At 58.9% G+C, this 12,608-nt stretch carries 16 protein-coding genes; 6 read left to right on the top strand and 10 right to left on the bottom strand.

Annotation, left to right across the window (positions count from 1 at the left end; translation table 11 throughout):
* Window positions 1–17: 17 nt before the first annotated feature.
* Both BN77_RS20085 and BN77_RS20090 read left to right on the top strand, forming a co-directional pair.
* A complete protein-coding gene (locus BN77_RS20085) occupies window positions 18–440 on the top strand; it encodes a DUF983 domain-containing protein (protein WP_007535305.1) in 423 nt (140 codons plus the stop codon).
* 10 nt (window positions 441–450) lie between these two features.
* Window positions 451–771, top strand: a complete 321-nt coding sequence (locus tag BN77_RS20090; RefSeq protein ID WP_007535308.1) for a DUF302 domain-containing protein — start codon at window positions 451–453, stop codon at window positions 769–771.
* An 80-nt stretch (window positions 772–851) separates the two neighbouring features.
* On the opposite strand, the gene BN77_RS20095 is transcribed toward BN77_RS20090, so the two are convergent.
* Entirely contained in the window at window positions 852–1,571 is a 720-nt protein-coding gene (locus BN77_RS20095) for an SDR family oxidoreductase (protein WP_007535310.1), read from the bottom strand.
* A 66-nt stretch (window positions 1,572–1,637) separates the two neighbouring features.
* Between BN77_RS20095 and BN77_RS20100 the strand changes: the two genes are divergently transcribed.
* From BN77_RS20100 to BN77_RS20110, 3 genes are all read left to right on the top strand, one after another.
* Window positions 1,638–2,267: a TetR/AcrR family transcriptional regulator gene (locus BN77_RS20100; protein ID WP_007535312.1), complete on the top strand. Its 630-nt coding sequence runs from the start codon at window positions 1,638–1,640 to the stop codon at window positions 2,265–2,267.
* A gap of 254 nt (window positions 2,268–2,521) precedes the next feature.
* Window positions 2,522–3,454 carry an NAD(P)-dependent alcohol dehydrogenase gene (locus BN77_RS20105; RefSeq protein WP_007535313.1) on the top strand — a complete coding sequence of 311 codons (933 nt, stop codon included), beginning with the start codon at window positions 2,522–2,524 and terminating at the stop codon, window positions 3,452–3,454.
* Window positions 3,455–3,456: 2 nt separating this feature from the next.
* Window positions 3,457–4,227, top strand: coding sequence for a helix-turn-helix transcriptional regulator (locus tag BN77_RS20110; protein WP_051177166.1), 771 nt, complete (start codon window positions 3,457–3,459; stop codon window positions 4,225–4,227).
* Between the two features lie 343 nt (window positions 4,228–4,570).
* Here BN77_RS20110 and BN77_RS36135 read toward each other — a convergent pair whose 3' ends face one another.
* From BN77_RS36135 to BN77_RS20150, 9 genes are all read right to left on the bottom strand, one after another.
* Complete coding sequence (locus tag BN77_RS36135; protein WP_007535319.1) at window positions 4,571–4,930, bottom strand: Tn3 family transposase; 360 nt, start codon at window positions 4,928–4,930, stop codon at window positions 4,571–4,573.
* A complete protein-coding gene (locus tag BN77_RS35680; protein ID WP_007535321.1) occupies window positions 4,896–5,132 on the bottom strand; it encodes a Tn3 family transposase in 237 nt (78 codons plus the stop codon). Before BN77_RS35680 ends, BN77_RS36135 begins: the two co-directional genes overlap by 35 nt.
* Before the next feature lie 100 nt (window positions 5,133–5,232).
* The gene (locus BN77_RS20120; protein ID WP_007535322.1) at window positions 5,233–6,129 is read right to left on the bottom strand and encodes a LysR family transcriptional regulator; all 897 of its coding nucleotides are present in this window, start codon (window positions 6,127–6,129) and stop codon (window positions 5,233–5,235) included.
* A gap of 7 nt (window positions 6,130–6,136) precedes the next feature.
* Entirely contained in the window at window positions 6,137–7,006 is an 870-nt protein-coding gene (locus BN77_RS20125; protein WP_007535323.1) for an alpha/beta fold hydrolase, read from the bottom strand.
* Window positions 7,003–7,398 (bottom strand): hypothetical protein, encoded by a 396-nt coding sequence (locus BN77_RS20130; RefSeq protein WP_007535324.1) that lies wholly within the window; start codon window positions 7,396–7,398, stop codon window positions 7,003–7,005. Before BN77_RS20130 ends, BN77_RS20125 begins: the two co-directional genes overlap by 4 nt.
* Window positions 7,399–7,406: 8 nt before the next feature.
* Complete coding sequence (locus tag BN77_RS20135; RefSeq protein ID WP_007535325.1) at window positions 7,407–8,582, bottom strand: muconate/chloromuconate family cycloisomerase; 1,176 nt, start codon at window positions 8,580–8,582, stop codon at window positions 7,407–7,409.
* A 67-nt stretch (window positions 8,583–8,649) separates the two neighbouring features.
* Window positions 8,650–9,519 (bottom strand): dioxygenase family protein, encoded by an 870-nt coding sequence (locus BN77_RS20140; protein WP_007535326.1) that lies wholly within the window; start codon window positions 9,517–9,519, stop codon window positions 8,650–8,652.
* A 51-nt stretch (window positions 9,520–9,570) separates the two neighbouring features.
* On the bottom strand, window positions 9,571–10,095 hold the full coding sequence (locus BN77_RS20145) for a flavin reductase family protein (RefSeq protein WP_040677465.1): 525 nt from the start codon (window positions 10,093–10,095) through the stop codon (window positions 9,571–9,573).
* Window positions 10,088–10,702, bottom strand: a complete 615-nt coding sequence (locus BN77_RS20150; RefSeq protein ID WP_007535329.1) for a Riboflavin kinase (fragment) — start codon at window positions 10,700–10,702, stop codon at window positions 10,088–10,090. Before BN77_RS20150 ends, BN77_RS20145 begins: the two co-directional genes overlap by 8 nt.
* A 243-nt stretch (window positions 10,703–10,945) precedes the next feature.
* Here BN77_RS20150 and BN77_RS20155 point away from each other — a divergent pair, with 243 nt between their 5' ends.
* The gene (locus BN77_RS20155) at window positions 10,946–12,523 is read left to right on the top strand and encodes a 4-hydroxyphenylacetate 3-hydroxylase N-terminal domain-containing protein (RefSeq protein WP_007535332.1); all 1,578 of its coding nucleotides are present in this window, start codon (window positions 10,946–10,948) and stop codon (window positions 12,521–12,523) included.
* The last annotated feature ends 85 nt before the right edge of the window (window positions 12,524–12,608 follow it).

Consider the following 12,608-nt stretch of genomic DNA (forward strand, 5'->3'; position numbering starts at 1 on the left):
TATCCATGGAGACGATGATGTCAAAGCACGCTCACGTCGACACGCTCACAAACGACAACTATCCGCCACTTTCACCGATGCACACCGGCGTGCGGGGTTTGTGTCCGAGGTGCGGCAAGGGACGTCTGTTCAACGGCTTCCTGACGATTCGCCCAAACTGCGAAGTCTGTGGGCTGGACTACTCCTTCGCGGATCCAGCCGACGGCCCGGCCTTCTTCGTGATCTGCTTCGCATGTATCCCGACCGTCCTATTGTCCGTATGGCTCGAAGTCGCGCATCACGCCTCGATCTGGACGCAGATCTTCGTCACCGGGCCATTTCTGATCGCTACCTGCATCCCGCCGCTGCGGCCCCTCAAGGGGTGGCTGATTGCGAGCCAGTACTTCTACAAGGCAGAGGAAGGCAGGCTTTCGCGCAAAGGCGACACCGCTCCTGACTGAGGACACATTGATGAAGCCTATCGAGCACCGGACAACCCACACGTTCGATGAATCCCTGGAAGCCATCAAGACGGCAATCCTGAAGGCCGGAATGGCCATCTTTGCGGAGATCGACCACGCAGAGGCTGCGCGCGAACACGGTCTATCGATGCTGCAAACGCGTGTCCTGGTCTATGGCAACCCCGACGTCGGCACTCCTGTGATGGTCGAGACCCCACTGGCGGCTCTTGATCTTCCCCTTCGGATGCTTGTGCGGGAGCTTCCCGGAGATCGGTCGGTCTGTAGCAGATCTGTCCAAGAGACAAAAGAAAAGGTCTGCTCTACCGTCTAGCCGAGGCCTCTGGCACTCCGGGCTGACTTCCACCCGAAACGGAAACAGGGCGCGACCTGCGACTGCGCCCCCGAAAGTTGTTACCAGGGCGTCGTGCCGTCCGGTTCGAAGAAGCCCCCGGAAGTCGCCCCTTCCAGCGCGTGTCGGACGGGCAGCCGCGCGCCTTCCTCAGCCGTCATGTTGCCGTACCCGGTAAGGTCAGTCTTCACGAAGCCAGGGCTCACCGAGTTCACGACGATACCCGTGCCCTTCAGCTCCTCGTTCAACTGGATCGTCAGCATGTTCAAGGCCGCCTTTGACGCATTGTACCCGATGAACCGCTGCGAATAGTATGTGGACTCTGGATCGCCATTGAGAGCAAGCGATCCTAGCGTGCTCGAAACGTTCACGACACGTGCGGCTGGGGATTCCCTCAGCAGCGGCAGCACCGCCTGCGTCACCGCGAGCGCGCCAATGAAGTTGATCTCCATCACGCGGCGCACGGCATCGATCGACGCCTTGCTTGGAGTCGAATCCGCGAAGTCGAAGATGCCTGCGTTGTTAACGAGGATGTCGAGCCGTCCGTAGCGTGATCGGATCTCGTCGGTAGCAGTGGCGACGGTCGACAGATCGTCGAGATCGATCCTGACGGAATCCGCGCTCAGCTCCTGCCGGACGAGTTCCTCGACTGCAACCTGAGCCCGCTCGTCGTCACGGGCTACGATGACGACATGGACGCCTGCCTGCGCGAGCTGTCGAGCGATTTGTAGTCCGATGCCCTTGTTCCCTCCGGTGACGAGGGCGACACGCTGTTCTGTCATTTCCAACCTTCCTTCATAGTTGAGACGGACATGATATGAAGGATTGTTCAGTTTGAGGATTCGCTTTTGACCACATCCGCTCCGTCTTCTCTGAAGCCCCGGAAAAAGCCGCAACAGGCTCGCGCCAGCGCTACGCTCGATGCCATTTTCGAGGCGACCATTCAGCTTTTGGTGAAGGACGGCTACCCGCTGCTGACCACGACCCGCGTTGCGGAGCGGGCAGGTGTCTCGGTCGGGACGATGTACCAATGTTTTCCTCACAAGCAGTCCCTGATCTACGCGGTCAACGAACGCTACCTCGAGATCCTCGCGGAAAAGATCGAGTACACCTGCCGAGCAGCCCTTGGACTGCCTGCCGCCGCGATGGCCGAAGCGTTGATCGACACCTACTGGGCAGCCAAGACCGAACGGCCCGATGTCACGCGGGCGCTCTACCGGTCCGTCGTAGAGATGGACAACGAGGCGCTGATCGCCGAATTCGCGGCGCGGACGGAAGCGGCGACAACCGCCATGTTCGCGAGCGCCTCGAACCGGAGCTTCTCCGACGTTGAGTCCGTCAACCGCGCTCTCGTCACGGTGATCTTCGGGACCGTGCGGAATTCTTTCGAGCGATCCCATTCGGAGCAGGAGGTGAACGATCTACGTCGGCAACTGATTGCCATGTGCCGCGCCTACCTCGAGAGCTGCGTCGGTTGAAGCCCTGATCCGATCCTTCCGTCAAGCCGCGACTACCCAATGGAGGATGGCCGCGCTGCAACTCGCCTTAAATCCGCCTTGCGGTTTCAATGCGCCCGCACGTCAAACAATGTCACGGTACCGGTGTTCTGCCTCTTTCCGTTCCACATATCGAATCCTAAAACTATGGTGCCAGAAACTGGCACCACCTGCCTTTAAGTTGGCTCAGAAAACAAAATCAATATCGAGCCCTTTGAGTTAAGGTAGTGACAGTTATGAAACGCATTCAATACAGTAGCTATGGTGGTCCGGAAGTGATGCGGGTCGAGGATTTCGAGCTTGCCGCGCCCAGTAAGGATGAGGTGGCAGTAGAGGTCAAGTTTGCCGCCATAAACCCGATCGATTGGAAACTGCGCGGCGGGGCGATGAAGATCGTCACCGGCAAGACCTTTCCCCGCGCGATGGGCATTGACCTCTCGGGCGTCGTCACGGCGGTGGGATCCGGTGTGACGCGGCTGAAGGTGGGTGATGCAGTATTTGGGCTCGCGCGCTTCAAGGAATCCGGCGCGCTGGGGGAAGCGGTTGTGACGAAAGAAAGTTTCCTGGTGAGGAAACCTGACCAAATTTCCTTCGAGGAGGCTGCCTGCTTTGGAACACCGGGAGTCACAGCGTGGAACGGTTTGGTCGACAAGGCAAAGCTGAAGCCTGGTCAGAATGTCTTCATCAACGGGTGTGGCGGGGCGGTGGGTCAAGCGGCCGTACAGATTGCGCGCCTCTTGGGCGCCACCGTCTCGGGCAGTTGCAGCGCTCGTGATATAGAGCGGGCGAAGTCATTTGGCATGCAGACAGTCTATGACTATCGTACGACAGATCTGGCGGCGATCGCCGCACGTTTCGACGTCGTCTATGACACTGCCGCGACGATGACCGTGTCAACCGGCCTTTCCATGCTGCGCAAGAACGGCGTCTATGTGGATCTGAACCCCGGCCCCGCGAAATTCATCCGAGCGATGTTTACTCGCCGCTTCAAGGTCGTCGTGTGCTCCCCGCGCGTCGAGATTTTGGACAAGATTGCGGGTGCCGCGCGCAATGGCAAGTTCGGCCTCCCGATTGGTGAGATCGTTCCGCTAAGCGGCTCGATAGAGCTCATCACCGGTCTTGAGAAGGGCCGCAAACTTGGCGGCAAGGGCGTTGTAGCAATGGAGTGAAAATGTCCAGAAGTCACCGACTGTTTGATCTAATGCAAGTGCTTCGTCGGCACCGCGGAACGGTCTCGGGTACAACCCTTGCACGCGAGTTGGGTGTGTCCTTGCGCACAATACGCCGCGATGTCGCCACCTTGCAGAGCATGGGGATGGATATAGATGGGGAAGCAGGCGTAGGTTACATCCTGCGACCTGGCTCACTGTTGCCTCCGCTCACGTTCACTGAGGAAGAGATCCAAGCGCTTGTAATCGGTGCACAGTGGGTCAGCCGCCAGACTGATGTTACCCTCAGTCTGGCAGTCAGAAATGCCGTCGCAAAGATCAATGCCGTTCTGCCGCCGGAAATGCGGTCGGCTCTCGATGACGACACGGTTTATGTTGGCCGATGCATGAAAGCTGCGCCGCCCCTCGACCTAGGGGATATGCGGCGGGCCCTGCGCGAGCAGCGTAAACTGAGCATTACGTTTTCTGGGGAGCATGCGGACTTGGGCGAGCAGACAGTGTGGCCGATCATGCTCGGCTTGTTCGAAAGCAACCGCTTCATCGCAGCTTGGTGCGAGCTCGATAGCCAGTTCCGCGTAATCAGCATCGACGATCTTGCCGGCGTCCAGGTCCTTTCGGAGCGATACACGCGCAACCGTCGACAACTCGTTAAGGAATGGCACGCCCTTGAGTTGAGGCCGTGCAATAGTAGAGCTGGGCTTGCCGACCCTAATGTCAGCGAGTTAACCCGATCTCCTACAGCGGTGGCTTGTCCAGATACTCAGATTCTCTGACATTGATGAGCAATCATTTCCCACCAGGGGTGGCGAGAAGTTCTAGCCCTGTTGGTTGGCAAGGCTCTCGTCAGCCAGCGCCGATCCTGATAGCGGCGAGAACGTTTGGAGGCACATGGTCCCCTACTGGAAAACGGTTCTGATTACAGGAGGAACCACCGGAACTGGCCTCGAACTAGCACGACAGAAGTTTGCGATGGGCAACGAGATCTGCTGCCAGCCGCTCTCAAATAGCGTGGTCACCGGCTCGAATGCTTTCAACTGCAAGCCACGCGTCGAACGGAGTGTGAAGTTCTGTTCCCATCAAGGCGATAGAGCTAGCCTCCTATCTTGCGACCTACCCTCAACCGTTATACTGTTTTTGATAAACAGTATAACGCCGGAGTCGAGCTTTTGACGTCCATAAAGGGCGCGTTTGCCGGAGGGGGCGATATACTACCTTAACGGCGGCCATCGGTGTTTTCCGGTAAGGGTAGTATGCTCCCCGTCCGAGCAGTGAGACGTGGGGCAAGAGCCAAAGGTCGGTCTGTTCACCGCCGTCAATTTGCTCGGTGACTTCGCCGGGCTTCCATGCGTTTGAATGGATGATGGCAGTGAGGAGTTGAGGCCAGCACTCATGTTGCTGTCCGTCAGGCCACCCGTCTCGGATTTCACCTTGCCTGTTGAAGTTAACCACACGCTTGAGGGCGTGATAGGCCTCCACCCTTGTTCAATCCGGTTTGCGCGCGGCGCTGTAGATCGATGTCGCTCAGCCAGTCGAGCATGAAGGTCGAACGCGCGAGACGCCAGGCCTCTCTGAGTGTCGCTGCCAGGCTGTTCTGATGTGTATAGACGCCACGTTTTTCGAAGAAATTTCGTTGGGCACGGCGGTCCCGGCGGCCGTGCTGGCTGCGAGCGGCAGGCATTGGGCCAATTCTTGCGGATCAGCCGAAGGTTGATCCTGTCGCCGATCCTGGGCTGAAGCACATGGCGCACCTCTTGCCGGGGACTAGATCGACGGCGCCGCTAACAAAGATGAGGCGGGCTTTGCTCGCGCGCCATTTGACGGGCCAGGGAGACGAAACGGAACACATGCTGCGAGCGATTGTCGCGGCGGTGATTCAGTGACAATTCCGTGCCGGGATTGCTACCCCGATAGGCACGATAGACGACCCCGGGGCGCTGGTTCTGAGACACCGACAGGGGAACGAGCGAGATTCCGACCCCGACGGAAACCAAACTGATCGCCGTGAGATAGTCCTGCGCCATGACCTGCGAGGCGGGAATGAAGCCGTCCCTCTTGCAGACGTCGATGATGAAATCGGCGAAGCTCGGTCGGGGCCGGCGGGGGTAGAGAATGAACGTCTCTCCCTTCAGATCGGCAAGGACGTGCTCGCCTTCCGCAAAGGTATCGGGAAGCGCGAGGATCAGCGGTTCCTTTCCAAGCGATTCCGATTTCACTTCCGGATCCTCGATAGAGGGCCGGGCGACCGCAATGTCGATCTCGCGCTGGATGAGCGCTCGTTTGAGATCAGCGTTATTCATGGCCGAAAGCGCCAACTCGATCGCGGGATTGGCTGTGCGGAAGGCCCGAATTATGTTGGGCAGCAATCCATAGGTCGCCGTGCCGACAAAGGCGATACGCAATCGACCCGCGACACCTTGGCCGATCCTCATGACCTCGCGCTCGGTCTGGTCGACGCGTTCGAGGATTTCCTTCGCCCGCTCCAGCAGAAGCTCTCCTGCCTGTGTGAGACGAATCTGGCTACGACTGCGATCGAACAAGACCGCGCCGATCTCCTTCTCAAGCTGTGCTATCTGCCGGCTTAGAGGCGGCTGAGCGATCCCCAACCGCGTCGAAGCGCGGCCGAAATGCAGTTCCTCCGCCACGGCAAGAAAATAACTCAGTCGCTTGAAGTCCATCGCTTCTTCAGGTTTCCGTCAGTTCTACAGTCGAAGCTGCCATGTGCTTCATGGCCCTCATGAAATAGGGCTTGAAGGCTTTCGGGTTCTCGCTCATCGGAAAATGGCCGAGATCCTTCATGATCGCAAGGTTCGCGCCTTGAATTGCTTCCGCCGTGCGGCGTGCGTCCTCCGGCGTGCAGGTCATATCATATTCCCCGCACATGATATGAACGGGGGTTTTCGTCGTATCGATTGCACCAAGCCGTGCAGTTAGACTGTCGTCCTGGGTGTAAAAGCTCAGGTCACCGCGGAATACCCCCGGACCGGATTGCATGAACATCCACTGCGTGTTCCAGCGCTCTGGTTTCGGTGCCTGTGGGGCTATGTTGGCAGACACCAGTGCCGCCCCCATTTCGCCACCATGCGCATCCGGCCGGTGGAACCAGTCGATTTCGTACCAAGCGGGTTGGAAATCGGACGCCTCTATGGCTATGAAGCCGGAAAAGCGGTCGGGGTAGAGCGCCGCCAGTTGCAGAGCGATCCGTCCACCCATCGAGCAACCGGCGAGCAACGGCTTGTCGAGCTTCAGCGCGTCGCAGAGGGAAAGAATGGTGTCGATATAGGCTTCGGTGGTCAGCAGATATTCTTCCGTTTCAAATCCCTCGGGCGGCAATGACTTGCCGTGCCAGGGCATGTCAAAGCTGATGTAGCGGTATTCATTCGTGAAGTCGGGATCATTCAGCACGAAACGCCACTGGCGCGTATCGGCACCCGCCGTGTGCAGGCAGAGTACCGGCGTGCCTTGGCCCGCTTCTTCGAAGTAAATGCGGTGGGCAACGCCGCTGATGGCGAGATTGACGTAACGGCCGAGGATTGCTTCAATATGAGCTGTCATGGATTTGCCTCCTGACGTCCGAGCGCCATGAACTCTTTGAAAAAGCGTAAGTTCTTGACCAGGATCAGAATATCGCCGTCGATGCGGCCGTACCCGTATTTCACAAGACCGAAAATATCGTGATAGCCGGGACGCGGCAGGGGTTGCCAGAACTCCCAGAGCGCCTGCCCCTGAGCGCGCAGGGCAAACCGCCACGGCACCTTCTTGCTCGGACCCTCCTTGATCTCGGCCACTCTGCCCTTATCGAAGGCGAGATAGAATTCATTTCCATCAATCTCGATCAGGACGGTTTCGTTGAAGAGCCGTCCCATGCGCACGATATAGGGCGTGCGGTCGAGAGCGGCCGCCATGTCTTCCAGCCTCTGGCGCGCCTGCTGCCGGTTGATACTCATGGCACGTCTCACTTCCTGCGCGCCATAGCACGCACCCTGTCTTCATCCAGCGCAATTCCCAAACCCGGGCCTTGCGGCAGACGGATCTCGAATTCCTCGAAGACCAGCGGTTCTTCAACCAGATCATCAACCAGAATGCGGGGGCCGAAATGCTCGCTGCCCCATTCCAGTTTTGGCAGGGTGGAAAACACCGCCATATGCGCTGCCGCGCCGATACTGCTCTCGAGCAGGCAGCCACCATAAAGTTCTATACCGAATGACTGAGCCACGCCGGCGGCGCGCTTGAGCTCCAGAAGCCCTCCGCTCTTGACCAGCTTAAGCGAATAGACGCTGCCGCAGCCAATGGCCGCAACGCTTGCCAGTTCTTCCTTGGTAAAGGCGGCTTCATCAATCAGAAGAGGGATGCGGGTGCGGGCAGCGATACGGGCCATGGCCTCCCGCTGACTGGCCGGGACAGGCTGTTCGATCAGCGCGACATCCAGCTCGTCGAGAGCCGGAAACAGACGGATACATTGCGCTTCACTCCATGCCTGGTTGACATCGACGATGAGCTTTACGTCATCGCCCAGGCCGCTGCGCAGCTGCTGCAAACGCTTGATATCGGCTTCCGGCGTGTTGAACCCTAGCTTGATCTTGAATTCCTTATGCTGACGCAGGCGAAGCTTTTCGCGCGCCTCCTCAAGTTCCTGAACCGGATCTCCTGACGCCAGCGCCCAGATCACGCCGATACGGTCGCGCACCGCGCCGCCCAGAAGGGCACTCGCAGGCAGGCCCAGGGAGTGTCCGACGCCATCGAAAAGCGCGGATTCGACTGCAGCCTTTGCGGAAAAGTTGCGCGTTGCGGCCTTGCCCATCCGCACCGCGTTAGCCTCGAAATGCATGGCCGGCTGGCCGATTAGGGCCGGAGCCAGGTAATGGGTGATGGCCGCCCATATTGATTCAACGCTTTCCTCGGCCCAGCGCGGGCCTCCAAGTGTCGAGGCCTCCCCCACGCCCACCACGCCGTTCTCGAGCTGCACGCGCACCAGAACGAACCCCTGATAGGCGATCTCGGTATTCGAGAGCTTGTGCTGACGCACGGTCGGTGCTTCGATGATCGTCGCCTTCACAGAGCGGATCAGCGTGTCGCGCAGAAGATCCGGTGCGCGATCATGGGGGACGGTCTCGGGGAAAGCGAGCGACATGTCTACATTACCTCTCAAAAACGAGCCCCCCGCCCGACCGTGGTAAAGACCGAGCGGGGTGTTTCCATCATTCCGCAGCGATTGCCGTCTGGCCTGCGAGAGGCTTGAGCTTGAAATCGAACTGCATGACAAGATCCGTGTCGGAGCCAGCCGGAGTCTGGTTCATCTTGCCGATCAGGCTTTCCTTGACGGCAAAGACCGAGTCGTTGTCGAGATATTGGGTATCGGCATCGTAGATCTGCGATACGAGCCCCTGATAACCATCCTTCTGGATCATGAAGTGGATATGGCCGGGCCGCCACGGATGATGACCCATGTAATTGAGCAACTCGCCGGCAGCGCCATCATATGGGATTGGATAAGGTGCCGGCCGAATGCCGACAAAACTATATTCGCCGTTCGCGTCGGTCATGAAGCGGCCGCGCAGGTTGTAATCCGGCTGCTCGGGATCCTGCTGTTCGTAAAGGCCGTTTGGCGCATCTTCCCAGACATCGATGATTACGCCGGAAATGGGCCGGCCTGCCGTATCGCGGATCGTGCCGTTGACCCGCACTGTCTGGCTGCCCTCAAAATGCTTCTGGATGATGGAAGCGCCCTTAGGCAGTACGGGCGGATTTTCGCGATAAAACGGACCGAGGACGGTGGATTCGCTCTCGCCATCGGTCACCTTGTGGTCGAGCATGTCTACGAGAACTTCCACGCCAAGAATATCGGACAGCAGGATGAACTCGTTGCGGGCGTCATCGGAAATGTGGCCGGCGCGAACCAGGAACTGACAAGCAGCGATGAGTTCCGCATGTGTGATCTTCGCTTCGATGCAGAATGAATGGATATGGCGGATGAGGCTCGTCAGGATCTCCCGGTTACGAGCGGGAATATCCGCCGACAATGCCGCGATCACGACATCGGATATGTTCTGCTGGGTGACGTTTCGCATTTTCTCCTCCTTGGATGCGTCTCGTTGTATTTGCGGACCGATGAGGAAATCTCACCACATCAGCTCTGTTTCGATTTTCAGCATGCTGGCCGGGGCGCGCCGGGTGTCCTCGATCTCCCCGAACTTGCCCTTGAAAAACAGCAACGGTTGCGGCTCCGGAGCCTGCACGAGCGTGGTTACGCGACCCAGAAATATCGTATGGTCGCCAGCCAGAATCTCGTCGTGAACCTCGGCGACAAAGGTCGCCAGGGCGCCTCGAACAACCGGCAGACCGCCAATGGTCTCGAAGAGATTCTGCAGGTTGTCGTTCGGCTTTCCCGCAAAATGCCAGGCGACCGGATCCATGCCGGAGGCAAGCACGCTGACCGCAAACCTTCCGGCACGCTGTATCTTGCCCAGCATCTTCGCCTTCTCGGCAATGGAAATGGCTATAAGCGGCGGATCGAGCGAAACGGACATGAAGGCGTTGGCCGTCATGCCGTGATCGTGCCCGTCGCAATGTGCGGTGATGACATTGACACCCGTGGCGAAAGCGCCGCACGCGTCGCGGAAGGCTCGAGGCTCGACATCAGACATGATAGGCACCATTGGTCAGAGGAAAATTCGCCGACGGACATCTATCGAACCGAATGCCAGGCCACCCCTCAAGGCTGGCGGCCTCGGTCGACCGGCCTGCCGCCTTGAGTGCGCGGATCCGGCTGCTGGAGACGATTTCGCCTGCCTCGCAACGTACGGCCGGCAAAATGCGCGTGTCGAAGTAATGCGCCAGCATCTCGCTATTTCCGCGCTTGCAGGAACCGAAGCGGAAATCTTCGCCAACCCAGATCATGTGCGGGTTGAAGGCGCCGATCTCTCTGATGAAATCCTCCGCCGTCCGTGCCCGATAGGCGGTATCGAAAGGCGCGACGACGATATGATCGGGTGCGAGCGCCGACATTCGGGCAAGCTTGTCGCCAATTTCGGTCAGCGGCTGGGCGCCGGCCAGTAGGACCTTTGGCGGCGGATCGAACGTATAGACGACGGAGGGGAGACCAAGCCTGCGGGCGTGGCATACGGCAGTGCCGATCAGCTCTTGATGACCGCGATGGACACCATCGAACGCACCAATCGTCAGAACGCAGCCCGACAGTTTCAGAGTGTCCTGTCCATGGAACGAGGTGGGGAATTCAAGATGCTGGTCCATGGTCTCCTCCGATGGATCGCTACCGAGCGCAGCCCTGATAATGGGCACTCAAGCGTCGATCTTGCTGGATGCTACCGCTGGACATGGGTCATGGCGATACCCGATCCGGTATCGCATGATACCTATCGTTCGGGCCCATTCCGGCGCATGAATCTGACGAACGGGAAGCGTCAGGAGTGCGCTCCCCGACGTCGAAAACCGGCTTGCAGATCTCTTGGCCGGCCAACGGAGGAGTGAAACGACATGCACAACATGGCTGCCAAGCGGAGTCCTGAACATCAGGGAACGACCGATGCCTATACAGGCGCGGAATTCCTGGAAAGCATTCAGGACGGCCGCGAGATCTATATCTACGGCGAACGCGTGAAAAACGTCACCGAGCATCCCGCCTTCCGGAATTCGGCCCGCATGGTCGCCCGCTGGTACGACCGTTTCCATGAGAAGAAGAGCGAAATCGGCGTGTTGACCGATACGGGTTCGGGCAAGCTCACTCACCCCTTCTTCCTCGGCTCCAAGACGACGGAAGATCTTGTGAAATCGCGCGATGCCATCGCCGAACTGCAAAAGGTTTCTTACGGCTGGATGGGCCGTTCGCCTGACTACAAGGCATCCTTCCTCGGCACCCTGGGCGCAAACTCCGCCTTCTACGGTGAATATGCCGAAAATGCCCGCAGATGGTATGGTCGGACGCAGGAACGTCTCGATTACTGGAACCACGCCATCGTCAATCCGCCCATAGACCGTGACCGCTCCATCGAGGAAGTCCGCGACGTCTTCATGCATGTCGAGAAGGAAACGGATGCGGGTTTGATCGTCTCGGGTGCCAAAGTGGTGGCCACGGGATCTGCGCTCACCCATTACAACTTCATCGCCCATTACGGCATCCCGATCAAGGACAAGTCCTTCGCGCTGATCTTCACGGCACCGATGGACTCGCCTGGTATCAAGCTGATTGCGCGCTCGTCGTATGAGTTCAATGCTGCCGCGACCGGTTCCCCGTTCGACTATCCGCTTTCCAGCCGGCTCGACGAGAATGATTCCATTCTGGTCTTCGACAACGTGCTCGTGCCTTGGGAAAACATCTTCATCTATGGCGATGTCGACAAGATCAACCAGTTCTTCCCGGCATCCGGCTTTATTCCGCGCTTCACCCTGCACGGTCTCACGCGTCTTTCCGTCAAACTGGACTTCATCGCCGGCCTGTTCTCGATGGCAGTGGAAGCGACCGGTTCGAAGGATTTCCGCGGCGTGCAGGCGGGTGTCGGTGAAGTTATCGCCTGGCGCAATACGTTCCACGCGCTGAGCGATGCCATGGTCAAGTCGCCCGTTCACTGGCAGGGCACCGACGGCTACAACCTGCCCAACTTGAATGCCGGGCTTGCCTATCGCGTGCTCGCGCCCCAGGCCTATCCGCGGATCAAGGAACTGATAGAGCGCCATGTCGCCAGCGGTCTCATCTATCTGCCGTCCAGCGCCGCAGACTTCGAAAGCGAGGCCGTTCGCCCCTATCTCGACCGCTTCGTCCGTGGATCGAACGGCTATGCAGCACTCGACCGCGTCAAGCTCCTCAAGCTTCTTTGGGACGCAATCGGCACGGAATTCGGTGGCCGCCACGAACTCTACGAGCGCAATTACGCCGGTAACTACGAAAATCTCCGCATCGAGACCCTGGGAGCTGCCACCGCCACCGGCGATCTCGCGGCCATGCAGGCGATGGTCAAGGATTGCATGAGCGAATACGACTTGTCCGGCTGGACAAGCGACGACCTCATCAATCCCGACGATATCAGCCTTGTCGGCCGCCGCATGACACAAAGCTGAGCCGCGGACGAACGGTCACCCGCTCGCAGACTCGACGCGATTACGCGGTGCCATAGAGCCGGCTGGCGGACAATGATGTTCGCCG

It is taken from the genome of Rhizobium mesoamericanum STM3625 (genome assembly GCF_000312665.1).
Taxonomy (GTDB): Bacteria; Pseudomonadota; Alphaproteobacteria; order Rhizobiales; family Rhizobiaceae; genus Rhizobium; species Rhizobium mesoamericanum.

Excerpts from the sequence above, each read along its gene's own strand:
- BN77_RS20140 (WP_007535326.1), bottom strand. The coding sequence starts at position 9,519 with ATGCGAAACGTCACCCAGCAGAACATATCCGATGTCGTGATCGCGGCA.
- BN77_RS20135 (WP_007535325.1), bottom strand. The coding sequence starts at position 8,582 with ATGTCGCTCGCTTTCCCCGAGACCGTCCCCCATGATCGCGCACCGGAT.
- BN77_RS20125 (WP_007535323.1), bottom strand. The coding sequence starts at position 7,006 with ATGACAGCTCATATTGAAGCAATCCTCGGCCGTTACGTCAATCTCGCC.
- BN77_RS20145 (WP_040677465.1), bottom strand. The coding sequence starts at position 10,095 with ATGTCTGATGTCGAGCCTCGAGCCTTCCGCGACGCGTGCGGCGCTTTC.
- BN77_RS20090 (WP_007535308.1), top strand. The coding sequence starts at position 451 with ATGAAGCCTATCGAGCACCGGACAACCCACACGTTCGATGAATCCCTG.
- BN77_RS20120 (WP_007535322.1), bottom strand. The coding sequence starts at position 6,129 with ATGGACTTCAAGCGACTGAGTTATTTTCTTGCCGTGGCGGAGGAACTG.
- BN77_RS20110 (WP_051177166.1), top strand. The coding sequence starts at position 3,457 with ATGTCCAGAAGTCACCGACTGTTTGATCTAATGCAAGTGCTTCGTCGG.
- BN77_RS20105 (WP_007535313.1), top strand. The coding sequence starts at position 2,522 with ATGAAACGCATTCAATACAGTAGCTATGGTGGTCCGGAAGTGATGCGG.
- BN77_RS20155 (WP_007535332.1), top strand. The coding sequence starts at position 10,946 with ATGCACAACATGGCTGCCAAGCGGAGTCCTGAACATCAGGGAACGACC.
- BN77_RS20130 (WP_007535324.1), bottom strand. The coding sequence starts at position 7,398 with ATGAGTATCAACCGGCAGCAGGCGCGCCAGAGGCTGGAAGACATGGCG.
- BN77_RS35680 (WP_007535321.1), bottom strand. The coding sequence starts at position 5,132 with ATGCCTGCCGCTCGCAGCCAGCACGGCCGCCGGGACCGCCGTGCCCAA.
- BN77_RS20095 (WP_007535310.1), bottom strand. The coding sequence starts at position 1,571 with ATGACAGAACAGCGTGTCGCCCTCGTCACCGGAGGGAACAAGGGCATC.
- BN77_RS20150 (WP_007535329.1), bottom strand. The coding sequence starts at position 10,702 with ATGGACCAGCATCTTGAATTCCCCACCTCGTTCCATGGACAGGACACT.
- BN77_RS20085 (WP_007535305.1), top strand. The coding sequence starts at position 18 with ATGTCAAAGCACGCTCACGTCGACACGCTCACAAACGACAACTATCCG.